Here is a 22,809-nt window from a genome sequence, read left to right on the forward strand (position 1 = left end):
AAGAAGCGGAATGCGCCCCGGCCTCTCCTGCCCAGCAAGCAGGTCAGACGATGTCCGTCAACAGACCGGGGCGACTTCTCCTTTGACGGTCATCGGCTCCCCAGCCTGTACCGTGCCGACAGTCTAGAAGCGAATTCCTGAAGAACTGGTTAATACGCTTCTTCTTTGCTCCAATACCCCGCGGGGGGTCCGGGGGGCGCGAAGCCCCCCGGCGTTCCAGGAGGATACATGACCGCGCAACTTTGGTGCTTTGGTGAATCCGGCAATGCCTACAAGGCGGCGCTGACGCTACAGATGACTGGTCATGATTGGGACCCGGTCTATGTGGACTTCTTCAATGGCGAAACCAGAACGGATGAATTCCGTGCCTTGAATGACATGGGCGAGGTTCCGGTGTTTCGCGATAACACCCTGACATTGTCTCAGTCGGCGGTGATCCAGATGTATCTGGCGGATACGCATGACATGTTCTGGGGCACCGACCGCAACGAAACGCTTCGCTGGCTGATGTTCGACAATCACAAGGTTTCGGCACAAGCCGGACCAGCCCGGTTTCTGCTGAACTTCTTGCCGCAGAACAAGCGCCCCGCGGGCGCCGCCGAATTCCTGCAGGGCCGCATGTTGACGGCGCTGAAGGTGCTGGACGCCCATCTGGCGGATCGCGACTGGGTGGCCCCGGGCGGGCCGACCATCGCCGATTTCGCGCTGTGCGGTTACCTCTATTATCCCGAGCCCTTCGGCTTCGAGCGCGCCGAATGGACGCATATCAACCGCTGGCTGGACGGCATCGCCGCCCTGCCCGGCTGGAAACACCCCTATGATCTGATGCCCGGCAATCCATCCGACCGGGCGACCGAGGAGGACATATGACCGACGTATTCATCTATGACGCCGCCCGCACGCCGCGCGGCAAGGGCCGCCCCGATGGCAGCCTGCACGAGGTCACGTCGCTGGCGCTGTCCGCGCGCCTGCTGAACGCGGTCAAGGAACGCAACAATCTGGAAGGTCACGCGGTCGAGGACGTGATCTGGGGCAATGTCACCCAGGTCAAGGAACAGGGCGGCTGCCTTGCGCGCAGCGCGGTTCTGGCATCCGACCTGGACGAGCGCATTCCGGGCCTGTCGATCAACCGCTTCTGCGCATCGGGGATGGAGGCCGTGAACCTGGCCGCCAACCAGATCAAGGGTGGCGCGGGCAGCGCCTATATCGCCGGCGGGGTCGAGATGATGGGCCGCGTCGCCATGGGCAGCGACGGGGCGGCCATCGCGGTCGATCCCAGCCTTGCGATGAAGTCCTATTTCGTGCCGCAGGGCATCAGCGCCGACATCATCGCGACCGAATACGGCTTCGACCGCGACCAGGCCGACGCCCTGGCACTGGAAAGCCAGCGCCGCGCCGCGCAGGCTTGGCAGGAGGGCCGCTTCGACAAGTCCATCGTTCCGGTCATCGACCAGAACGGCCTGACGATCCTTGACCGCGACGAATACATGCGCCCCGGCACGACGATCGACGATCTGGCCAAGCTGAAGCCAGCCTTCAAGGAGATGGGCGAGATGATGCCCGGCTTCGACAAGGTGGCGATGCTGAAATACCCGCACCTGTCCGCCATCGACCACATCCACCACGCGGGCAACAGCAGCGGCATCGTGGACGGCGCCGCCGCCGTGCTGATCGGGAACGAGGAGTTCGGCAAGGCCCACGGCCTGAAGCCCCGCGCCCGCATCCGGTCCACCGCCAAGATCGGCACCGATCCCACGATCATGCTGACCGGCCCCGTCCCCGTGACCGAGAAGATCCTGCGCGACAGCGGCATGTCCATCGGCGATATCGACCTGTTCGAGGTGAACGAGGCCTTCGCATCGGTCGTGCTGCGCTTCATGCAGGCCTTCCAGGTCGATCCGGCCAAGGTGAATGTCAATGGCGGCGCAATCGCCATGGGCCATCCGCTTGGCGCGACGGGCGCGATCATCATCGGCACCCTGCTGGACGAGCTGGAGCGTCAGGACAAGAACGTGGGTCTGGCGACCCTGTGCATCGCGTCCGGTATGGGCGCGGCCACCATCATCGAACGCGTGTGAGGGATCAGACCATGACCGATTTCACGATGGAAAAGGGCGCCGACGGCGCCGCGATCATCACCTGGGACGTTCAGGGCAAATCCATGAACGTGCTGTCGATGGAGGGCGCGAACACCCTCAGCGACCTGATCGACGACGCGCTGGCCGACGATGCCGTCAAGGGCATCGTCATCACCAGCGGCAAGAAGGATTTCGCCGCCGGGATGGACCTGAACGTCATCGCCGGCATGCGAGAGGCCGGTGGCGCGCAGGGCGTGTTCGACGGCGTGATGGGCCTGCACCACCTGCTGCGCAAGATCGAGCTGGCGGGCATGGACCACAAGACCAAGAAGGGCGGCAAGCCCATCGCCGCCGCCCTGCCCGGCACCGCGCTTGGCATCGGTCTTGAACTGCCGCTGGCGACGCATCGCATCTTTGCCGCCGACAATGCCAAGGCCAAGATCGGCCTGCCGGAAATCATGGTCGGCATCTTCCCCGGCGCGGGCGGCACCACCCGCCTTGCCCGCAAGCTGGGCGCGATGGCCGCCGCCCCCTTCCTGCTGGAGGGCAAGCTGTCGGACCCGAAAAAGGCCAAGGCCGCCGGCCTGATCGACGAGGTCTCCGAGGATCCGCTGACCGCCGCCCGCGAATGGGTGCTGGCCGCCTCGGATGCCGACATCGTCAAGCCCTGGGACGCCAAGGGCTACAAGATGCCGGGGGGCGAGCCCTTCCACCCCGCGGGCTTCATGACCTTCGTCGGCGCATCCGCGATGATCCACGGCAAGACGATGGGCGTCTATCCGGCGGCCAAGGCGCTGCTGTCGGCGGTCTATGAGGGCGCGATGGTGCCCTTTGACCAGGCGCTGAAGATCGAGGCCCGCTGGTTCACCAACGTGCTGATGAACCCGTCGAGCAGCGCGATGATCCGCAGCCTGTTCATCAACAAGGAAGCCCTGGAAAAAGGCGCGAACCGCCCCGAGGCCCCCGATCAGACCGTCCGCAAGGTCGGCATCCTGGGCGCGGGCATGATGGGCGCGGGCATCGCCTATGTCAGCGCGATGGCCGGCATCGAGGTCGTGCTGATCGACGCGGCGCAGGCAAGCGCCGACAAGGGCAAGGCCTATTCCGAAGGGCTGCTGGACAAGGCCATCAGCCGCAAGAAATCGACCGAGGAGAAGAAGGCCGAGGTGCTGGGCCGCATCACCGCCACGACCGATTACGACGCGCTGAAGGGCTGCGACCTGATCGTGGAAGCCGTTTTCGAGGATCCGTCCGTCAAGGCCGAGGTCACGAAGAAGGCCGAGGCCGTGATCCCCGAGGACGCGATCTTCGCGACCAATACCTCGACCCTGCCGATCAGCGACCTGGCCCGCGCCAGCAGCCGCCCCGAGCAGTTCATCGGCATCCACTTCTTCAGCCCGGTGGACAAGATGCTGCTGGTCGAGATCATCAAGGGCCGCGAGACCGGTCCCCGCGCCGTCGCCAAGGCGCTGGATTTCGTGCGCCAGATCCGCAAGACGCCCATCGTGGTCAATGATGAACGGTTCTTCTATGCCAACCGCTGCATCATCCCCTATATCAACGAAGGCATCCGCATGGTCGGCGAGGGTGTGAACCCGACCCTGATCGAGAATGCCGCCAAGATGATGGGGATGCCCCTTGGCCCGCTGCAACTGGTGGACGAAACCAGCATCGACCTGGGCGTCAAGATCGCCAAGGCCACCCGCGCGGCAATGGGCGACGCCTATCCCGACGGTGCGGTGGACGAGGTGATCTTTGCCATGGCCGATGCGGGCCGCATGGGCCGCAAGGCAAATGCGGGCTTCTACGACTATGACGAGAAGGGCAAGCGCCAGGGCCTGTGGGCGGAACTGGACGCCCGCTATCCGCAGGCGGACGATCAGCCGGAACTGACCGAGGTGCAGCACCGCCTGATGTTCGCCCAGACGCTGGAGGCCGTGCGCGCGCTGGAATCGGGCGTGCTGGAGGATATCCGCGAAGGCGATGTCGGCGCGATCCTGGGCTGGGGCTTCGCGCCCTGGTCGGGCGGCCCCTTCGGCTGGCTGGACATGCTGGGCGCCGCCCACGCGGTGGAAATCTGCGACGGCCTGACCGAACGCCACGGCGACCGCTTCAAGGCCCCGGCGCTGCTGCGCGAGATGGCCGAGAAGGGCGAAAGCTTCTATGGCCGCTTTGGCAGCAAGGCGCAGGCCGCCTGATCCACGGCGCAATTGCAGCAAATTGAACACACCTGACGCTGTCAGGATCAAGGGGGGCGAAACTTTCGCCCCCCTCTTCCGTTGAACTGTCGCAAAATCAGCTTATTCTGCGATGCGACAAGGCCACGTGCCGAGGCGTGGCGATCCGAAGAAGCCAAAAAGGGACATCGCCGTGACCGACGAAACCAAACGCCGTGCCGAAGCAGCCGTGAAGGATATCGAACAGGTTACCTCGGTCGTCCTGCCCGAACCTGACACCCAGCCCGTCACCGCCACCAGCAGCGACCCCGCCCTTGGCGAGGAAATCCGCAAGCGGATGGATGAAATCAACCTGTCCGATTCCGGCTCGGTCGTGGGATTCGGCGCGCGGGCGCAATCGGGCTTGCAGGAAATCAGCCAGAAGATGCTGGCCGATGTGCAGAGCAAGGATGTCGGCCCCGCAGGTGAGAGCCTGCGCGATGTCGTGACCACCATCCGCGGCTTTTCGGTCAGTGAACTGGATGTGCGCCGCACCCGCAGCTGGTGGGAAAAGCTGCTGGGCCGGGCCGCGCCTTTCGCGAAATTCGTTGCGAATTATGAAAAGGTGCAGACCCAGATCGACCGCATCAGCTCGGATCTGGAAGGGCACGAACAGCGATTGCTGAAGGATATCAAATCGCTGGACGTTCTTTATGAACGCACGCTGAACTTTTACGACGAACTGGCACTGTATATCGCCGCGGGCGAGGAAAAGCTGCGTCAACTGGACAGCGACGTAATCCCCGCCAAGGTCAAAGAGGTCGAGGCGACGGCATCGGGCGATCAGGTGATGGAGGCGCAGGAACTGCGTGATCTGCGGGCGCTGCGCGACGATCTGGAGCGCCGTGTCCATGACCTGAAGTTGACCCGTCAGGTCACCATGCAATCGCTGCCCTCGATCCGGCTGGTTCAGGAAAACGACAAGTCGCTGGTCACCAAGATCAACTCGACGCTGGTGAACACGGTGCCGCTGTGGGAAACGCAGCTGGCGCAGGCCGTCACCATCCAGCGCAGCGCCGAGGCCGCCCGCGCGGTCAAGGAGGCCAGCGATCTGACCAATGACCTGCTGACCCGCAACGCGGAAAACCTGCGTCAGGCCAATGCCCAGATCCGCACCCAGACCGAACGCGGCGTTTTTGATATCGAGGCCGTCCGCACCGCCAATGCCGAACTGATCGCCACGATCGAGGATTCGCTGCGCATCGCCGATGAGGGCAAGGCCCGCCGCGCCGCCGCCGAAGAGGATCTGAACCGGATGGAGGTCGAATTGCGCGACACGCTGGCCGCCGCCTCGGCCCGGCGCGACAATTCGACGCCAAAGCCGGCCTGATGCGGACGCGGTCGCCCCTCCATGGCCTTGGCGCCATTTCCCTGCTGGCCCTGCTGGCGTTGACCGCATGCACCCCCGACACATCCGGGGGCATCGAACTGGTGCCCCCGCCGATCCAGCGCCCCGACGATCTGGCCACGGATGCCCCCGATCAGGCCCAGATCCGCAAAGCACGCGCCGAACGGAACCGCGCCATCAACGCAGCCGCCGCCGCCACCACGCCCAGCACCAGCAGCCTGGTCCAGCAGGAATATTATTCCCGTGTCGAATCGCGCCTGCTGTCGCAGGGTCGGCTGCGGCGCGACCGGATCCCGCAGGATGCGCCGATCGACGCCGAGCAATTGGCCCAGAACTTCATCCGCATCGCGCTGCGCAGCGAATATGACCTGAAGGGCGGCGGCCGGCTGTCGGGGTCACAGCAGGCATCACCCCTGCGGCGCTGGCAGGACCCCGTGCGCATCCAGTTGCATTTCGGGAACTCGGCCGACCGGGCGGCGCAAGCCCGCGTGCGGGACGAAGTTGCGACCTATGCCGGGCGGCTGGGCCGGATCAGCGGCCATGATGTCGCGCTGTCGGGCGGCAAGGGGAATTTCCTCGTCATGGTCCTGAACGAGGATGACCGCCGCCAGATCGACGCCCCTCTGGCGCGGATGGTGCCCGATCTGCCGTCGGGCGACGTGGCCGCGCTGCGGGACCTTTCGCCCTCGAACATGTGCACGGTCTTTGCCTATTCGCGCGGCAATGGCGACCGCTATGCGCAGGCCGTCGCGGTGATCCGGGCGGAATTGCCCCCCCTGCTGCGCCTGTCCTGCATCCACGAGGAACTTGCCCAGGGGTTGGGCCTGGCCAATGACAGCCCGCAGGTCCGCCCCTCGATCTTCAATGACGACGAGGAATTCGCGCTGCTGACCCGCCATGACGAACTGCTGTTGCAGATCCTTTACGACCCGCGCCTGCAACCCGGCATGTCCGAGGCCGAGGCGACACCCATCGTGCGACAGATCGCCCGCGAATTGCTGCCAAGCCAGACCTAGACCTGCGCCCGCAGCCAAGGCTATCGTCTGACCGTCACCGGCGCGGCAAGGAGAGAGTGATGGGAATTTTCGACATTCTGGGCGGCGAGTTCATCGAGATCATCGAATGGACCGACGACACCCGCGACACGATGGTCTGGCGCTTTGACACGCTGGGACATGCGATCAAATACGGGGCCAAGCTGACCGTCCGCGAAGGTCAGGCCGCCGTCTTTGTCCATGAAGGGCAGCTGGCCGATGTCTTTGGTCCGGGTCTTTACCTTCTGGAAACCAACAACATGCCGGTGCTGACCCGATTGCAGCATTGGGATCACGGGTTCCGCAGCCCGTTCAAATCGGAAATCTATTTCGTGAACACGACCCGTTTCAACGATCTGAAATGGGGCACCAAAAATCCGATCATCCTGCGCGATCCCGAATTCGGGCCCGTCCGCCTTCGCGCCTTCGGCACCTATTCGATGCGCGTGACCGAGCCTGCGCGCTTCATGTCCGAAATCGTCGGCACCGATGGCGAATTCACCCGCGACGAAATCAGCTTTCAGCTGCGCAACGTGATCGTGCAGGAATTTTCGCGCCTGATCGCCGGGGCCGGGATCCCGGTTCTGGACATGGCCGCCAATACAGATCAGCTGGGCCGCATGCTGGCCAAGGGGATCGAGCCCGTGATCCGCGAATACGGCCTGACCATCCCCGAATTCTATATCGAGAATATCAGCCTGCCCGAAGCCGTCGAAAAGATGTTGGACAAGCGCAGTTCGATGGGAATCCTGGGCGATCTGGACCGCTTTCAACAATATGCCGCAAGCGAGGCGATGCTGAATGCCAGCCAGAACAGCGGTGGCGCGGGCGCAGGCATGGGGGCGGCGATGGGCGCCGCGATGGGCATGGGCATGACCCGCCCCGGCCCTTGGGGTGCCGCGCCACGGGCCGCCGCCCCGGCCGCGCCGCCGCCGCTGCCCGGCAAGCAGGTCGAAACGGTCTGGCATGTCGCCATCGGTGGCGCGGCCCAGGGGCCGTTTGGCCGCGGTCATCTGGGCCGCATGGTCGCCGACGGCAGCTTTGCCCGCGACACATTGGTCTGGACGCCCGGACAGGACGGTTGGCTGCCCGCCGATGACGTTCCCGAACTGGCGCAGCTGTTCACCATGATGCCGCCGCCCCTGCCCGGCTGATCCGCCCGATGCCGACGCCGCCAAGCGAATACCGCTATCCCTGCGAAAACTGCGGCGCCAGCCTGCGTTTCGCACCCGGTCAGGACATGCTGCATTGCGACTATTGCGGCCATGACCAGCAGATCGGCAAGGGTGCGGCCCGCGCCCCTGCCCGCCAGTCGCGCGGCGGTGCCGAGGCCGAGGCGCTGATCCTGCGCGACCCCGAAACCGGTCGCGCCCTGCAATGGGACGCGGGTCACAAGGCCGGTGATCTGGCCGAGATCCCGTTGCAGAAGGGGCTGCGGCTGGATCGCGACGATCCCGATATCGCGCAGGATGTGCGCACGTTGTCCTGCCCAAATTGCGGCGCGCGGCTGGATCTGGACGACGATCACCACGCCAGCCAATGCCCCTTCTGCGCCACGCCCGTCGTCACCGATACCGGCACCACCCGCCGGATCAAACCGCAGGGCGTGCTGCCCTTTCGCCTGACCGAGGAACAGGCCCACGCCGCGATGGAGGATTGGCTGGGCGGGCTGTGGTTCGCGCCCTCGGGCTTGCTGGATTACGCCCGGCGCGGCCGCAAGATGACGGGCGTCTATTCCCCCTTCTGGACCTTCGACGCGGCCACCCGGTCGGACTATCGCGGTCAGCGCGGCGATGCCTATTACGAAACGGTCCATGTCACGCGGCAGGTCAATGGCCGCAGCAAACGTGTCGCGCAGAAGGTGCGGCGCATCCGCTGGCGTCCGGCCGCGGGCCGCGTCGCGCGTCGTTTCAATGATGTTCTGGTTCTGGCCTCGGCTTCGCTGCCGCGCAGGTTCTCGGACGGGCTGACACCGTGGGACCTGTCGCATCTGCGTCCCTATCGGCCCGACTACCTGTCCGGGTTCGAGGCCGAGGGCTATACCATCCCGCTGGAACAGGGCCACCGGATCGCCCGCGAACAGATGGCGGGCGTGATCCTGAACGACGCGCGGCGCGACATCGGCGGCGACGAACAGCGTGTCGATCACATCGACACCGACTATCGCGATGAGACGTTCAAGCATATCCTGCTGCCGATCTGGACGGCAGCCTATCGATATAACGGCGAAAGCTACCGCTTTCTCGTCAATGGACAGTCCGGGCGGGTGCAGGGTGAGCGACCCTACTCGGCCTGGAAAATCGCGCTGGCCGTGATCGCCGGACTGGTAGCGCTAGCGGCGATGCTGTATCTGGCCAGGGTGACAGGGTAATTTCATCGGCCCGCCCCGCCCGGGGACGCGCGCCGAGCCTATGCGAAGGGGGACGCCAATGATCTTGTGCGCAGGAGAATCGCTTATCGACATGGTGCCCGAGGATGGCGCCTTTCGCCCGCTGGCCGGCGGCGCAGTCTATAACACCACCGTCGCCTTGGGCCGGCTGGGCGAACCGACAGCCTATCTTTGGCCGATCAGCCGCGACCCGTTCGGTGAGATTCTGCTGCGCCCGCTGATCGAGGCCGGGGTGAATACCGATCTCTGCCCGCGATCCGACCGGCTGACCACGCTGGCGTTGGTCACCCTGACCGGCGGAGAGGCGCGCTATTCCTTCTATGACGAAGGCTCGGCCGGGCGAATGCTGTCGCAAAACGACATTCCCGAGCTTCCCGGGGATGTGCAGGCCATCTTTGCCGGGGGCATCAGCCTTGTTCCCGATCCCTGCGGCGGCGCGATCGAGTCGCTGATCCAGCGCAATCACCACCGCCTGCCCGTCATGCTGGATCCCAATATCCGGCCTTTCTTCATCACCGATCCCGACAGCTATCGCGCGCGCCTGAACCGGCTGCTGCCGATGGCAGATATCGTAAAACTGTCGGCGGATGATTTCGAATGGCTGTTTCCGGCTCTGGATCTGGCCGATGCGGCACGCAAAGTGCTGCAGATGGGCCCCCGCATCGTGCTTCAAACCGGCGGCGCGGCCGGGGCGCATGCCTATTGGGCCGGCGAAACCGTCAACGCCCCCGCCGTTCGCGTGACCGTGGCCGACACGATCGGCGCGGGTGACACGTTCAACGCGGGCGTTCTGGCCAGTCTGCGTCGTCAGGGGGTGCTGTCGAAAGACGGCATCGCGGGCATCACGGCGGATCAGCTGCGCAGCGCCCTGACCCTGGGTGCGCAGGCTGCGGCCGTGACCGTGTCCCGCGCTGGTGCGAACCCGCCCTGGGCGTCCGAGATGCCCGCCTGAAGCCAGGATTTCAGATAAAGTGCCGTGGGGGGCCGGGGGGCGCGAAGCCCCCCGGCCGCCGCGGGACGCAATCGTCACGCGTCCGGCTGATCCAGGGCTTCGAAACCGGCTTTCTGCCGCGCGGTCCAGCGCAGATGCAGGGTCAGACCATCCTCGCCGGCCTCTTCGCGCTCGACCACGCCCGCTTCGTGCAGCCATGCACGGCGGCGGCCATCGCTGAAATCAAGCCGAAGCACGGCAGCCTCGCGCGGCTCGTCCAGCGCGCGCGACAGATGGGCGTCGATGGCGGCGACCAGATCCTCCAGCCCCTCGCCCGACAGCGCGCTGACCGCCTGCACACCCTCGGTGCGGGCATCGGTGCGGCGCAGCGCGGCCCGCATATCGGGCGACAGCGCATCGATCTTGTTCCAGACCTCGATCAGTTCGACATCCTCGTCCACGCCCAGACTGTCCAGGATCTCGGCCACATCGGCGGCCTGCTCCTCGGTTTCGGGGTGGCTGATATCGCGCACATGCAGGATCAGATCCGCTTCCAGGACCTCTTCCAGCGTGGCCCGGAAGGCGGCGACCAGTTCCGTCGGCAGATCGCTGATGAACCCCACCGTGTCCGACAGGATGATCTTGCGCCCCGACGCCCCGCCCCGCGCGTCCGGCAGACGGATCGCCCGCATGGTCGGGTCCAGCGTCGCAAACAGCATGTCCTTGGCCATCACCTCGGCCCCGGTCATGCGATTGAACAGCGTCGATTTCCCCGCGTTGGTATAGCCCACCAGCGCGACGATCGGATAGGGCACCTTGGCGCGCGCCGCGCGATGCAGCGTGCGCGTCTTGACCACGCGCTCCAACTGGTGGCGCAGGCGGGTCATCTGTTCGTCGATGGCGCGGCGGTCGGCCTCGATCTGGGTTTCCCCCGGCCCGCCGACAAAGCCCAGACCGCCGCGCTGACGTTCCAGGTGGGTCCAGGCCCGGACCAGGCGTGTGCGCTGATAGGACAGCGCAGCCAGTTCCACCTGCAACACGCCTTCGCGCGTCCGCGCACGGTCTGCAAAGATTTCCAGGATCAGCCCGGTCCGGTCCAGCAGCTTGACGCCCCAGTCCTTTTCCAGATTGCGCTGCTGCACCGGCGTCACCGGGCCGTCGATCAGCACCAGCTCGGCCTCGACAGCCGTCAGTCGCGTACCGATTTCGGCCAGCTTGCCCTTGCCGAACAGCATGCCGGGATTGGGATCGCGCAGCCGCGCCACTTCCTCGCCCACGATGTCGATTCCGGGCAACGCATGTGCCAGGGCGACCGCCTCGGCCAATGCGTGTTCGGGTTCACGCCGCTGGGTCCGGGCAGTGCCAAGATCGGGATGGATCACATAGGCGCGTGTCGGCTTGGCCTCGGTCGAGGTAGGTTCCGCCAATCAGTCCTCGCCTTCATACAGCGAAATCGGCTGGCCCGGCATGATCGTGCTGATCGCATGCTTGTAGACCAGCTGCGACTGGCCGTCACGGCGCAGAAGCACGCAGAAATTGTCGAACCACGTAATGACGCCTTGCAGTTTCACGCCATTGATCAGGAAGATTGTGACGGGAACCTTGGCCTTGCGGACGTGGTTCAAAAATGCGTCCTGCAGATTCTGCTTGTCGCTGGCCATATTTCGCTCTGTCCGCATTGTTTTATGTAAGTTGCATGTTCACATCTAAGCGACTGTGCGCAGCCATGCAAGATCGTGGGACTTGTTGAAAATCAATCGGGCGAAATTGCCACGCCACGGTCTAGCGGCGCCAGAATTCGGGCGTGAACAGCGCAAGAATCGCCAGGGTTTCCAACCGCCCGACGATCATCGCCCCGGCAAGAAAAGCCTTTGTGATCACAGACAGGCCCGACCACCCTTCCCACGGCGCCGAGGCGATCCCGGCCGAGCCCTCGAAAACCGGCGTCAACGGGATGGCCGAGGCCAGCGGACCGGTATTGGTCAGCGCCGCAATCGACAGGATCGTGGCGGTTTCGAACTCGATCTGCTGGATCGAGACCAGCATGACCGTCACCCCGATCGAGGTCGCAAACAGCATGAAGAAGATGAAGGCCAGATAGGCCCCCTCGCGGCGCAGCCTGCGTGCGATGCGTCCACCACCCGCGACCGAACTGGGATGGATGATCCGTTCCAGTTCCCGCTCGCCATGACGCGCAAGGGCATAGACGCGCAACAGCTTGACCCCGCCCGCCGTGGTGGCGACGCCACCGCCCATCATCGCCAGACCGGCCAGGATCAGCCCCGGCGTGCTTAGCCCCGACCAGGCCCGCGCCCCCTGCCAATCCGCCGATGACCAGCCCGTCGTCGTCAGATAGCTGAGCGCCCCGAACAGCCCGCCCCAGAAGGCCGACAGCCCCGCCTGAATATCGCCCAGGCTTAGCGGGCCGGGCGTGTCGGATCCGGCCTCGATCGCGGCGATGAAATGGCGGGCAAACAGCATCACGGCCACCAGCCCGACAAGGAATATCGCCATCTGCAATTCGGGGTCGTGGCGCAGTTTCTCGGTCGCCCGCAACTCGGCCCCGCCGGGCCAGAAACGCCGCGACAGGGCCGGGATCAGGAACAGAAAGATCGCCATCTCCCCCAGCACACCCGACCCGGTCGCCGCCGTATCCAGTGTCACGCTGATGCCGCTGGTCGACAGCGTACCCAACGCCCGGCACAGCGCCACAAGCGAACTGTCCCCCAGCATCAGAAGCACCATCCACAGGATCAGCGTCAGCAGCCCGTAGATCGGCAAAACCTCTTGCGTGGCGCGAAACAGGCGCTGACGCGGATCGGCCAGTTCAGTGTGAAACAGCGGCGAGGACAGGTGCGACTGCGGCACCAGCGGATCGGACGAGGCAGGCAGCCTTTCGAACTGTTCGCTGCGACCATAGGGCGAGGACATGATCTCGAACCCACCCACGCGCAGCGGCGCCAGGATTGCGACCGCGGCAACCAGCATGAACAGCCCGCCCAGCCAGCCGACCAAAGCGCGCCACAGATGCAGCGGCATCGGCAGCAGATCGGCCGAATACAGCGACGCCCCCGTCGTGGTCAGCGACGACACCATTTCCCACCATGCGTTGAAAATGCCGGTATCGGGCAGGCTTTCGGCAAAGGGCATCGCCAGAACCAGCGGCAGCACCGTCAATATCGCGACGCAACTGACCAGATCGCGGCGCGCCTGTTGACGGCGGCGATTTGCGGCACCGGCCAGCCCGATCATCCCGGTCACCACCAGCGTCAGGTTGCACCAGTAGAAGAAGTTGCGCGCAATGGCATGTTCATCGATGGACGAGGCATAGATCGCCGGAATCAGCATCGCCAGCGCGGCGATGATCGACAGCTGCAACAGGATCGGCAGGCGGGCAAGAAAAGCCACCGGGCGCCTCAGAAAAAGTCGATCGAGACCTGCAACAGGCGCTCGACCTCGGGGACGTCATGGCTGAGGGCGAAGATCAGGACGATATCCCCCTCTTCCAGCCGCATGTCGGGCGAGGGTTTCAACACCCGGTCGCCCTTCTGGACCGCGCCGATCAGCACGCCTTCGGGAAATTCGATATCGCGGATCGCCCGCCCCGACATGGACGAGGTGGACATGACCTGCGCCTCCATCACCTCGGCCTCGGCATCGCCGATGGAATAGATGTCGCGCACCCTGCCATGCCGGATATGGCGCAGAATGGTCGACACGGTGGTGGCGCGCGGGTTGATATAGGCGTCAATGTCCAGCGCGCCCATCAAGGGCACCAGCGTCGGATCGTTGATCAGCGTGATCGCCAGCTTGGCCCCCGCCTGTTTCGCACGCACGGCGGCCAGAATATTGGTCTTGTCGTCATCGGTGACGGCCAGAACCGCATCCGCAGACGGAACCGAGGCTTCCTCAAGCAATTCGGCGGACAGGCCATCGCCATTCAGCACGATGGTCCGTTCCAGACGATCTGCGGCGAATTCCGCGCGATAACGGTCGCGTTCGATCAGCTTGGCACGGATCCGGTCGGGCCGCGCCTCCAGCGTGCGGGCGACCGACAGGCCGACATTGCCCGCCCCGATAATGACCACACGTTCCTGTTTCAGGGGCGGCTTGCCAAAGATTTCCAGCGTGCGGGCCACATCATCGACATGGCTGAAGATATAGACCTGATCGCCCGCAAACAGTTGATCGCCCGGATCGGGGGCAAACAGACGCCGGTCGCGGCGGATGCCCGCGACGATGGCGCGCAGGCTGGAAAAGATCTCGTTCAACTGCCGCAGGGGCGTGTTCAGCGCCGGACAGTCATCTTCCAGGACGATGCCCAGCAACTGGATCTTGCCGCCAAGAAAGGTTTCGACATCAAAGGTCGAGGGCGCGGACAGGCGTTGCAGCGCCGCCTTTGCGACCTCGGATTCGGGGCTGATGACCACGTCGATCGGCAGGTGATCGGTGCGGTACAGATCGGAATAGATCGCGTCCAGATAGGCGCTGCTGCGCAGACGGGCAATCTTGCGCGGCACCTGGAACACCGAATGCGCGATCTGGCAGGTGACCATGTTCACTTCGTCGGAATGGGTCGCCGCGATCAGCAGATCGGCATCGCGCGCGCCGGCCCGGTCCAGAATGTCGGGATGGCTGGCAAATCCGGTCACCCCCTGCACGTCCAGCGCGTCGGTCGCGCGCCGGATCAGTTCGCCATTATTGTCGATGACGGTGACATCGTTGCGCTCGCCCGACAGGTGACGGGCGATCTGCCAACCGACCTGCCCTGCCCCGCAGATGATGATCTTCATGCCTGCCCTCGTGCAGAAACGGCGTCTTGTCCGTTTCTCTGACTATGCTGCAAGGTCGCCGGGTGCAACTGTCGTGGTGGCCGCGCCCTGCAACAGCGCCTGGAATGGGCGCACATATCCACAACCGCAAATTGCGTGTGATTTACAAGCTTCCCTTGCGGAAGCCGGACGGCTTGGGTAAAATTAACCATGTTGAGAGCGCGATGCCCGCCCAGGACGGTGCGGTTTGCCGAACCGAACGGTTCGCGGTCATCACCTCGACATTCGCAAAATGCCAGGGGGCGTGCTGACTACACTCGGCCCTTGGGGCACATCGTCCAACCCGGCCAAAGAGGCGTTCCTGACGGCATCGCAGCATCAAGCAAACAGGGTTTCGTCTGCTTCCTGTCCTGTTTCGATGTCCGAGCCGTTCAATCCCCGAACACCGTCAGGCGCAACTTGACGCCGGGGCGACCGGCGGCGGAGGTCAAAACCCGCCGTCGGTCGTTGGACAACCGGCCTTACTTGCCGGTCACCAGCTCATCCTCGCCGCGCATACCGCCCACCACGCCAAGCGATTTCAGCTTGCGGTGCAGGGCGCTGCGTTCCATCCCGACGAATTGCGCGGTGCGGCTGATATTGCCGCCGAAACGGTTGATCTGGGCCAGAAGATATTCCCGCTCGAACATCTCGCGCGCCTCGCGCAGCGGCATGGCGGTGACCTGCGGCCCAAGGCTCAGCACATCGCTGTTGTCGGGCGTCGCGCCCTGCGGTTCCAGTTCGGCAGGCTGGATCGGGCCGCTTTCCTCGGCCAGGATCAGCACCCTTTCAATCACGTTGCGCAACTGCCGGATATTGCCCGGCCAGCGCATGGATTGCAGCGCGGCGACCGTTTCATCCGGCAGTTCGCGCGCGGCAAGCCCCTGCGTCTGCTGGCAATAGTCGATGAAGTGATGGGCCAGCGCGGCGATATCCTCGCGCCGTTCGGCCAGTGAAGGCACCACGATCGGCACCACGTTCAGCCGGTCGAACAGTTCCTGCCGGAACCGACCCGCGGCGATTTCTGCGGGCAGATCGCGGTTGGTCGAGGAAATCACCCGCAGATCGACACGCACCCGGTCCGAACCACCGGCCCGCGCAAATTGCTGTTCCGTCAGCACCCGCAGGATCTTGGATTGCGTGCCGGTGGGCATGTCGCCGACCTCGTCGAAATAGATCACGCCACCATGAGCCTGTTCCAGAAGGCCCGGCTCGACCCCGCGATCGCTGCTTTCGCGGCCGAACAGAACCTCTTCCATGCGGTCGGGTTCGATCGTGGCGCAGGGCACGGTGATGAACGGGGCATTCGCACGCGGGCTGTGGGCATGGATATAGCGGGCGGCCATTTCCTTGCCGCTGCCCGGTTCGCCCGACAGCATGACACGACCGTTGGATTTGGCCACCTTGTCCAGATTGTCGCGCAACCGTTTGAAGGCCGGCGACTGGCCCAGCATTTCGCCCAATTGCGTGCCACCGCGTTTCAGGCTGCTGTTTTCGCGACGCAGGCGGCTGGTCTCCATCGCCCGGTTGATGACCACCATCAACTGGTCGATATTGAACGGCTTTTCGATAAAGTCATAGGCGCCCTGCTTGATCGCCGCGACCGCGATTTCGATATTGCCATGCCCCGAGATGATGATCACCGGCACGTCGGGATTGTTGCGCTTGACCTGTTTCAGGATATCGATCCCGTCCATCCGGCTGTCCTTCAGCCAGATATCCAGGATCATCAGCGCCGGTTCCTCGTCGTTCAGCGCGGTGACGGCCTCGTCGGAATTGGCCGCCGTGCGGGTCGCAAAGCCTTCGTCCTTCAGGATATCGGCCACCAGTTCGCGGATGTCGCGTTCGTCATCGACGATCAGAATGTCACTCATATCGTCCCTGCCTCGTCTTTTTCGTGTTTGGATTTTCGGTGCGCGCCGCGGACGGGATGTCGTTCCCGCGGCAAACGGATTTCGGCCATCGCGCCGCGATGGTCGGCGGCGTCGGTCAGTTGCAGGCTGCCGCCATGCTCTTCGACGATCTTCTTGACGATCGGCAGGCCCAAGCCGGTGCCCTGCGATTTCATCGTCACATAGGGTTCGAACAACCGGCTGCGATCCGCGGGCAGTCCGGTGCCGTTGTCGGTGATGCGGATGGTCACGGTATCGGGCGCGGCCTCCATCACCACCCGGACCGAGGGCGACCAGCCGTCGGGCGGATTTTCGGCCACCTCTTCAACCGCTTCGCCCGCGTTCTTCAGCAGGTTGGTCAGCGCCTGACGCAGCATGCCGCCATCGCAGTCCACGATCACCGGCTGATCCGGAATATCGGCGCTGACCGCGCCTTTCAGGGCGTCTTGCTGGATCAGCACGGCATCGCGCAGCAGCGCGGCCAGATCGGTTTCGGCCCGGTCGGGCTCCGGCATCCGGGCAAAGCGGCTGAACTCATCCACGATGCGACGCAGATCATTGGTCTGGCGGATGATCACTTCGGTATATTGATCCAGCGCGGCTTTTTCCTCGGGATCGGCAAGGGCCGAGAACTTGCGGCGGATCCGCTCTGCGGACAACTGGATCGGGGTCAGGGGGTTCTTGATTTCATGGGCGACTCGGCGGGCCACATCGCCCCAGGCCGCCATGCGTTGGGCGCTGACCAGTTCGGTCACATCGTCAAAGGCGACCACATAACCTTCCAGCGCACCATCCGCCCCGCGCCGCACGGCCATCCGCACCAGCAGGCTTTCCATTCGGCCTTCGCGGCTTAGGCGCACCTCGTCCTGGACGGCCTCGTTCACCGATCCCGACAACCGTTCGAACAGCGGGCCGAATTCGGGCACGGCTTCGGACAGCAGCGCGTCGATATCGCGGCTGGGTTCCAGCCCCAGAAGACGGGTCGCGGACCTGTTCAGAAAGTCGATCTCGCCCGCCGCGTCCAGACCGATCACGCCCGAGGTGACCGAGGACAGCACATTGTCGAACAGGCGGCGCTGATCGTCACTGGCGCGATAGCTTTCGACCAGTTCTTCGCGCTGCGCCTTCAACTGACGGGTCATCTGGTTGAAACTGGCGCCCAACGTTTCGATCTCGTCACCGGTGTCGGGCACGGGCACCTGCACATCAAGATCGCCACGTCCCACGCGTTCGCTGGCCAGCGCAAGCGCCCCGATCGGGCGCGACAGGCGGCTGGCGAACCACAGGCCCAGCCAGACGGAGGCCGCCACCAGAAGCAGTGCAAAACCCAGATAGACCAGCGAAAATTCAAACAGAACCTGCCCGCGCGTGCGTTCCAGCTGACGATAATCGCCGACGGTTTGGCGGGTGTCGTCCAGAAGGCTCAGCAGATCGCCATCGACATCGCGGGTGACGTAAAGATAGCGGTCGGCCAACGGTGGCAGCGACACCAGTGCACGAAATTCGTCATTGGCCCAATCCTCGATCAGGACCAGCCCTTCGGACTTGGCCTGATCCAGTTCTTCGCTGCTGGGGGCTTCGTACCAGAACAGATAGCTGCGTTCGCCGCGCGACCGGATCTTGGCCGAACCGTCGATGATATAGGCCTCGCGCAGGCCTCGCTGGATCAGCGACTGCCCCTGCGCCAGCAACTGCCGCATCTCGCCGTCCTCGATCAGCGGGTTCGCTCGCCCGGCCTGAACCAGAACGGCGGCCAGTGCGCTGGCATCCTCGGTCAGGTCCTGACGGTGTTCCTGCTGATAGGCCTCGGCCGCGGATTGCGAGGTGGTGACAACCTGCTGAACACGGTCCGAAAACCACCCCTCAAGACCGATATTGACCAAAAAGCCCGCGAACAGCGCCACCAGAACGGTCGGGATCAGCGCCAGCCCGGCAAAAACCACGACCAGTCGGCTATGCAACCGCGACCCGGCCGCCGAGGCGCGCCGCGCGGCGATCAGGCGGGCCAGCCGGGCGATCACCAGCCCCAGCAGAACGATGATGTAAAGAAGGTCCAGCAACAGCACCAGCCGCAGCATCCGGCCATGTGCGCCGACGCTCAGCGGACCCAGAACCGTCATCGTCGCCACGGCCAGAACGGCCCCGACGACCAGCAATCCCCAGGTCAGTATTCCGCGCCACTGTCGCCGGACGCGGATCCGTGCCAGCCTGTCCCAGCTCAGCCCGATAACAGAGCCTGCCATAACCCCCACTCGCCGTCTTTCGCGGCTTTATTGTTGCAGCGCCGTGACTCTGACACTGCTACCTGTGGCGGTTTTACATCAGTTTGCGACGCCTTGTCACCTCAATATTCAGCTCGGTCAGCTTTTTGCGCAGTGTATTGCGGTTGATCCCCAGAAGATCGGCGCATTTCAGCTGATTTCCCCCGGTCGCGTCCAGCGCCACCTGCAACAGCGGGCGTTCAACCTCTCGCAGGATGCGGTCATACAGGCCCGGTGGCGGCAAGGCGTCGCCATGCAGGTCGAAATAGCGCTGCAAATGCGCCTCGACGCTGTCGGACAGGCGACCGGTGCCGCCGGTCATCGCGGGACCGGGCGATGGCGCGCTGACGGTGGCGGGGCTGGCGGTGGCCGCGGCCACGACCGGCATCGCGGGGGCGGCACCGCCCTGCTGGGACAGCGCCTCGCGCAGTTCGGCCTCGCTGATGGCGGCACCGCTGGCGGTCAGGGCCAGACGCCGCATCATGTTTTCCAGTTCGCGCACATTGCCGGGAAAGGCATGGACGCGCAGCAGCGACGCCGCCTCGTCGGACAGGCTGCGTTCCGGCAGGCCCTGCGATGCCGCGCGGGCCAGAAGATGCGCGGCCAGCGGCAGGATGTCATCGACCCGCGCACGCAGGGGCGGCACCGACACGGTCACCCCCGCCAGACGGTAATACAGGTCCGAACGCAGCCGCCCATTCGCGACATCGGCCTGCGGTTCGGGACCGGTGGTGGCAACGATGCGCGGGGCCATGGCGCGATCCGGGCCGGCCTCGATGGATTCGATCATGCCGATCAGCCGCGCCTGTGCCGCCTGATCGAAACCGGCGGGATTCTCGATCACGATGGTGCCGCCCCGTGCCTTTTCGGCGGCGCGGCTGAATGCCTCGTCCCCGGCATCGGCCGAGGTCAGAAAAGCCAGCCCGCGTTCGCGGCGATCCGACAATTCGTGGAAGGATCGCGCGATGATGGTCTTGCCGACACCCGGCTCGCCCGCGATCAGCACCGGCAGATCCGCATTCAGAACCCGCGCCACCATCCGAAACAGCGCCTGCATCGCGGGCGCGTGGCCGATCAACGGCATGGTCGGATCGGCACTGTCGCGGGTCACTGCGCCGCCTTCGGGCAGCGGATCGGATTTGCGCACCCGTCGCGACAGCGCCTGATTGGCCTTGGCCATCAGGTCGGGCAGATCGAAGGGCTTGGGAAGATATTCGAAGGCCTCGGCCTCGGTCGCGCGGATCGCGGTGACGATGGTGTTCTGGGCCGAAATCACGATCACCGGCAGGTCGGGCCGGGTTTCGCGGATTTCGGGGATGCGGTCGATGCCGTTGCCATCGGGCATCATCACATCGGTGATCACCAGATCGCCGCGCCCTTCATCGACCCATTTGGTCAGTTGCGCCAGGCTGCCGGTCGCATGAACCCGACAACCCGCACGGGTCAGCGCCTGCGTCAGCACGGTGCGGATCGTGCGGTCATCATCGGCGATCAGAACGGTTCCGTCCATGGCGAGGGATCCTTATGCCTTTGGCAGTGAAAGTCTGAACACGGTGCGTCCGGGGCGGCTGTCCACCCGGATCAGGGCTCCGTGGTCGGTAATGATCTTGCTGACCAGCGCCAGCCCCAGACCGGTGCCGTTCTCATGCCCCGAGACGAAGGGCTCGAACACCTGATCGGAAATCGCGTCGGGCAGGCCGGGGCCGTCATCCTCGATCTCGATCTGCAAGGGCAAGGGACGGCCCTTGGGAAAATCGGCATCGGGCGGCATCCGCAGCGTGTGGTCGTAAAAGCTGCGCAGGCGGATGGTGCTGCCCTGCCCGCTGCCGGTCAGCGCCTCGGCGGCGTTCTTGGCAAGGTTCAGACAGACCTGCATCAGCTGGTCCTGATCGGCCAGTGCCGGGGGCAGCGAGGGGTCGTAATCGGTGACGATCGACAGGGTCTTGGCAAAGCCGACCGCGGCCGAGCGGCGCACCTGTTCCAGCACGTCATGCACATTCACCGGCGCCAGTTTCGGCGCCGAGGTGTCGCCAAAACGCTCGACCTGTTCCAGCAGCGCGACGATGCGGCGGGTCTCGCTGACGATCAGTTCGGCCATTTCGCTGTCCTCGGCGCTGGCATTCATGCCCATGATCTGGGCGGCGCCGCGAATGCCCGCCAGCGGGTTCTTGATTTCATGGGCCAGCATTTCGGCCATGCCGATGGCGCTGCGTGCGGCGGTGCGGACCGCGCGGCTGTGATAGATCATCCCGGCCTCGTCCTCGGGGACGATCAGGATCGACACCGCGCCGCCGCTGCCATCGGCAGGTCCGGCATGGACCGCGGCGCGACGCGCCTGATGCCCGCCCGCGCGATCGCCGATCTCGAACCGGACGCCGGGTTGATACAGCGCCTCGTCGCCATCGATCACGCGCGTGAACAGCGGCCGCAGCGAAGGCCGGATCCGCAGCCGCGTCGCCAGACGGTCGCCCTCCAGCCGCTTGCCAAGGGTCGAGTTGCGCGAAATGTTCAGCCAGACCTCTGCCGCGTCATTCATCGCCGCGACCCGCCCCTGCCGATCAAGGATCAGCGATGGCAGGGGCAGTTGCACCCATGCCGGACCGGGTTCGGCCTCGCGGAAATCAGAGGGCCGGGGGCAGGTCATGCGGCAACACCCGCGGCATCGGCAAAAGCCGTGCGGATCAGCCGCAGCGTTTCGGGGACCGACGGCGCGCGCAGCATCTCGGCCCGCAAGGGCGCGCCATTGGCATCGGCATACCAGCCCAGATGCTTGCGCGCGACGCGCAGGCCCAGTTCGGCGCCGTAAAGATCAAGAATGTCGGAATAATGTTCCTCGACCGCATCGGCCAGCGCGGCCCCCTGCGGAATGACCGGCGCGGACGTGCCCCACAGCTGATGGGCGATCTGCGCCAGCACCCACGGCGCCCCCTGCGCGCCGCGACCGACCATGACCGCATCGGCACCCGACTGATCCAGCGCCGCGCGGGCCGAGGCCGCGTCGGTGACATCGCCATTCGCCACCAGCGGTGGCCGCCCGGGCAGGTTCGCCACCTCGCGGATGCGCCGCCAATCGGCCTGCCCCTTGTAGAATTGCGCCCGCGTCCGGCCATGCACGGTCAGCATCCGCACGCCCGCATCGCGGGCCCTGCGCGACAGTTCTGCCGCGTTCAGGCAGCTGTCATCCCAGCCCAGCCGCATCTTCAGCGTCACCGGAAGATCGACCGCACCGACCACGGCCTCGATCAGCCCCAGCGCGTGATCCAGATCCCGCATCAGCGCCGCACCCGACAGTCCGCCCGTCACCTTCTTGGCCGGGCACCCCATGTTGATGTCGATGATCCGTGCGCCCATATCCGCGACGATCCGCGCGGTTTCGGCCATCGCCTGCGCCTCGCGCCCGGCGATCTGCACGCTGACAGGCAACGCGCCTTCGGTCAGCGCCTTGGCGCGGACCGCCGCCCGCGTCGAGGGGCGCGGCGTCACCATTTCGGTCGAGGCGACCATCTCGCTGACCAGCAGCCCCGCGCCGTGACGCGCCACCGCGCGGCGAAAGGGCAGATCGGTGATCCCCGCCATCGGCGCCAGAAACACGGGCGGTCCAAGGGGCACGTCGCCAATCATGATCGGGTCAGGCAATTGCATGACTATGTTCCTTTACCCTTGGTGCCATCCACCGCAAGCGCGACCCTGTCCGCGGACGGCCATGTTCCCGCGACCCGATAAGGATCGCCCAAAATTTAATCAGGTTGCCGCAAAATGATGCAGCCTATTTTCAAGGCATGTCGCATCCGTGCAAGGCAAATGTCGCATCCGCCATGGCGCGAAGGCGCCTTCCTGATTAGATGGGGT

At 65.0% G+C, this 22,809-nt stretch carries 17 protein-coding genes; 8 read left to right on the forward strand and 9 right to left on the reverse strand.

What is annotated here, in order from left to right:
• Window positions 1-228: 228 nt before the first annotated feature.
• The 8 genes from BMX67_RS08665 to BMX67_RS08700 all read left to right on the forward strand — a co-directional run bounded on the left by BMX67_RS08665 (window position 229) and on the right by BMX67_RS08700 (window position 10,017).
• Window positions 229-870, forward strand: a complete 642-nt coding sequence (locus tag BMX67_RS08665) for a glutathione S-transferase family protein (RefSeq protein WP_090734125.1) — start codon at window positions 229-231, stop codon at window positions 868-870.
• A complete protein-coding gene (locus BMX67_RS08670; protein WP_090734127.1) occupies window positions 867-2,078 on the forward strand; it encodes an acetyl-CoA C-acetyltransferase in 1,212 nt (403 codons plus the stop codon). Before BMX67_RS08665 ends, BMX67_RS08670 begins: the two co-directional genes overlap by 4 nt.
• A gap of 11 nt (window positions 2,079-2,089) precedes the next feature.
• On the forward strand, window positions 2,090-4,276 hold the full coding sequence (locus BMX67_RS08675; protein ID WP_090734128.1) for a 3-hydroxyacyl-CoA dehydrogenase NAD-binding domain-containing protein: 2,187 nt from the start codon (window positions 2,090-2,092) through the stop codon (window positions 4,274-4,276).
• Between the two features lie 172 nt (window positions 4,277-4,448).
• Entirely contained in the window at window positions 4,449-5,624 is a 1,176-nt protein-coding gene (locus BMX67_RS08680) for a toxic anion resistance protein (RefSeq protein WP_090734129.1), read from the forward strand.
• Window positions 5,624-6,658 (forward strand): DUF2927 domain-containing protein, encoded by a 1,035-nt coding sequence (locus BMX67_RS08685; RefSeq protein ID WP_090734131.1) that lies wholly within the window; start codon window positions 5,624-5,626, stop codon window positions 6,656-6,658. Before BMX67_RS08680 ends, BMX67_RS08685 begins: the two co-directional genes overlap by 1 nt.
• A gap of 59 nt (window positions 6,659-6,717) precedes the next feature.
• Window positions 6,718-7,830, forward strand: coding sequence for an SPFH domain-containing protein (locus BMX67_RS08690; RefSeq protein WP_090734132.1), 1,113 nt, complete (start codon window positions 6,718-6,720; stop codon window positions 7,828-7,830).
• Between the two features lie 8 nt (window positions 7,831-7,838).
• Complete coding sequence (locus BMX67_RS08695; RefSeq protein ID WP_090734134.1) at window positions 7,839-9,047, forward strand: TFIIB-type zinc ribbon-containing protein; 1,209 nt, start codon at window positions 7,839-7,841, stop codon at window positions 9,045-9,047.
• Window positions 9,048-9,105: 58 nt separating this feature from the next.
• Window positions 9,106-10,017 (forward strand): carbohydrate kinase family protein, encoded by a 912-nt coding sequence (locus BMX67_RS08700; protein ID WP_090734136.1) that lies wholly within the window; start codon window positions 9,106-9,108, stop codon window positions 10,015-10,017.
• A gap of 74 nt (window positions 10,018-10,091) precedes the next feature.
• Here BMX67_RS08700 and hflX read toward each other — a convergent pair whose 3' ends face one another.
• The 9 genes from hflX to dusB all read right to left on the reverse strand — a co-directional run bounded on the left by hflX (window position 10,092) and on the right by dusB (window position 22,602).
• A complete protein-coding gene (hflX, locus tag BMX67_RS08705; protein ID WP_090734138.1) occupies window positions 10,092-11,423 on the reverse strand; it encodes a GTPase HflX in 1,332 nt (443 codons plus the stop codon).
• Window positions 11,424-11,657 (reverse strand): RNA chaperone Hfq, encoded by a 234-nt coding sequence (hfq, locus tag BMX67_RS08710; protein WP_090734139.1) that lies wholly within the window; start codon window positions 11,655-11,657, stop codon window positions 11,424-11,426. It lies immediately after the preceding gene.
• A gap of 121 nt (window positions 11,658-11,778) precedes the next feature.
• The gene (locus BMX67_RS08715; protein WP_090734141.1) at window positions 11,779-13,404 is read right to left on the reverse strand and encodes a potassium transporter TrkG; all 1,626 of its coding nucleotides are present in this window, start codon (window positions 13,402-13,404) and stop codon (window positions 11,779-11,781) included.
• Window positions 13,405-13,412: 8 nt separating this feature from the next.
• Window positions 13,413-14,789, reverse strand: coding sequence for a Trk system potassium transporter TrkA (trkA, locus tag BMX67_RS08720; RefSeq protein WP_090734142.1), 1,377 nt, complete (start codon window positions 14,787-14,789; stop codon window positions 13,413-13,415).
• Between the two features lie 500 nt (window positions 14,790-15,289).
• On the reverse strand, window positions 15,290-16,681 hold the full coding sequence (gene ntrX, locus BMX67_RS08725; protein ID WP_090734144.1) for a nitrogen assimilation response regulator NtrX: 1,392 nt from the start codon (window positions 16,679-16,681) through the stop codon (window positions 15,290-15,292).
• Window positions 16,678-18,942, reverse strand: a complete 2,265-nt coding sequence (locus BMX67_RS08730; RefSeq protein ID WP_090734145.1) for a sensor histidine kinase NtrY-like — start codon at window positions 18,940-18,942, stop codon at window positions 16,678-16,680. Before BMX67_RS08730 ends, ntrX begins: the two co-directional genes overlap by 4 nt.
• Before the next feature lie 73 nt (window positions 18,943-19,015).
• Entirely contained in the window at window positions 19,016-20,470 is a 1,455-nt protein-coding gene (locus BMX67_RS08735; RefSeq protein ID WP_090734147.1) for a response regulator, read from the reverse strand.
• Window positions 20,471-20,482: 12 nt separating this feature from the next.
• Entirely contained in the window at window positions 20,483-21,604 is a 1,122-nt protein-coding gene (locus tag BMX67_RS08740) for a two-component system sensor histidine kinase NtrB (protein WP_090734148.1), read from the reverse strand.
• Window positions 21,601-22,602, reverse strand: coding sequence for a tRNA dihydrouridine synthase DusB (gene dusB, locus BMX67_RS08745; protein ID WP_090734149.1), 1,002 nt, complete (start codon window positions 22,600-22,602; stop codon window positions 21,601-21,603). Before dusB ends, BMX67_RS08740 begins: the two co-directional genes overlap by 4 nt.
• Window positions 22,603-22,809: the final 207 nt, after the last annotated feature.

It is taken from the genome of Paracoccus homiensis, assembly GCF_900111675.1.
In the GTDB taxonomy this organism is placed as follows: Bacteria; Pseudomonadota; Alphaproteobacteria; order Rhodobacterales; family Rhodobacteraceae; genus Paracoccus; species Paracoccus homiensis.

Coding starts and splice junctions, on each gene's coding strand:
- BMX67_RS08665 (WP_090734125.1), top strand. CDS start 229: ATGACCGCGCAACTTTGGTGCTTTGGTGAATCCGGCAATGCCTACAAG.
- BMX67_RS08670 (WP_090734127.1), top strand. CDS start 867: ATGACCGACGTATTCATCTATGACGCCGCCCGCACGCCGCGCGGCAAG.
- BMX67_RS08675 (WP_090734128.1), top strand. CDS start 2,090: ATGACCGATTTCACGATGGAAAAGGGCGCCGACGGCGCCGCGATCATC.
- BMX67_RS08685 (WP_090734131.1), top strand. CDS start 5,624: ATGCGGACGCGGTCGCCCCTCCATGGCCTTGGCGCCATTTCCCTGCTG.
- BMX67_RS08690 (WP_090734132.1), top strand. CDS start 6,718: ATGGGAATTTTCGACATTCTGGGCGGCGAGTTCATCGAGATCATCGAA.
- BMX67_RS08695 (WP_090734134.1), top strand. CDS start 7,839: ATGCCGACGCCGCCAAGCGAATACCGCTATCCCTGCGAAAACTGCGGC.
- BMX67_RS08700 (WP_090734136.1), top strand. CDS start 9,106: ATGATCTTGTGCGCAGGAGAATCGCTTATCGACATGGTGCCCGAGGAT.
- hfq (WP_090734139.1), bottom strand. CDS start 11,657: ATGGCCAGCGACAAGCAGAATCTGCAGGACGCATTTTTGAACCACGTC.
- trkA (WP_090734142.1), bottom strand. CDS start 14,789: ATGAAGATCATCATCTGCGGGGCAGGGCAGGTCGGTTGGCAGATCGCC.
- ntrX (WP_090734144.1), bottom strand. CDS start 16,681: ATGAGTGACATTCTGATCGTCGATGACGAACGCGACATCCGCGAACTG.
- BMX67_RS08730 (WP_090734145.1), bottom strand. CDS start 18,942: ATGGCAGGCTCTGTTATCGGGCTGAGCTGGGACAGGCTGGCACGGATC.
- BMX67_RS08735 (WP_090734147.1), bottom strand. CDS start 20,470: ATGGACGGAACCGTTCTGATCGCCGATGATGACCGCACGATCCGCACC.
- BMX67_RS08740 (WP_090734148.1), bottom strand. CDS start 21,604: ATGACCTGCCCCCGGCCCTCTGATTTCCGCGAGGCCGAACCCGGTCCG.
- dusB (WP_090734149.1), bottom strand. CDS start 22,602: ATGCAATTGCCTGACCCGATCATGATTGGCGACGTGCCCCTTGGACCG.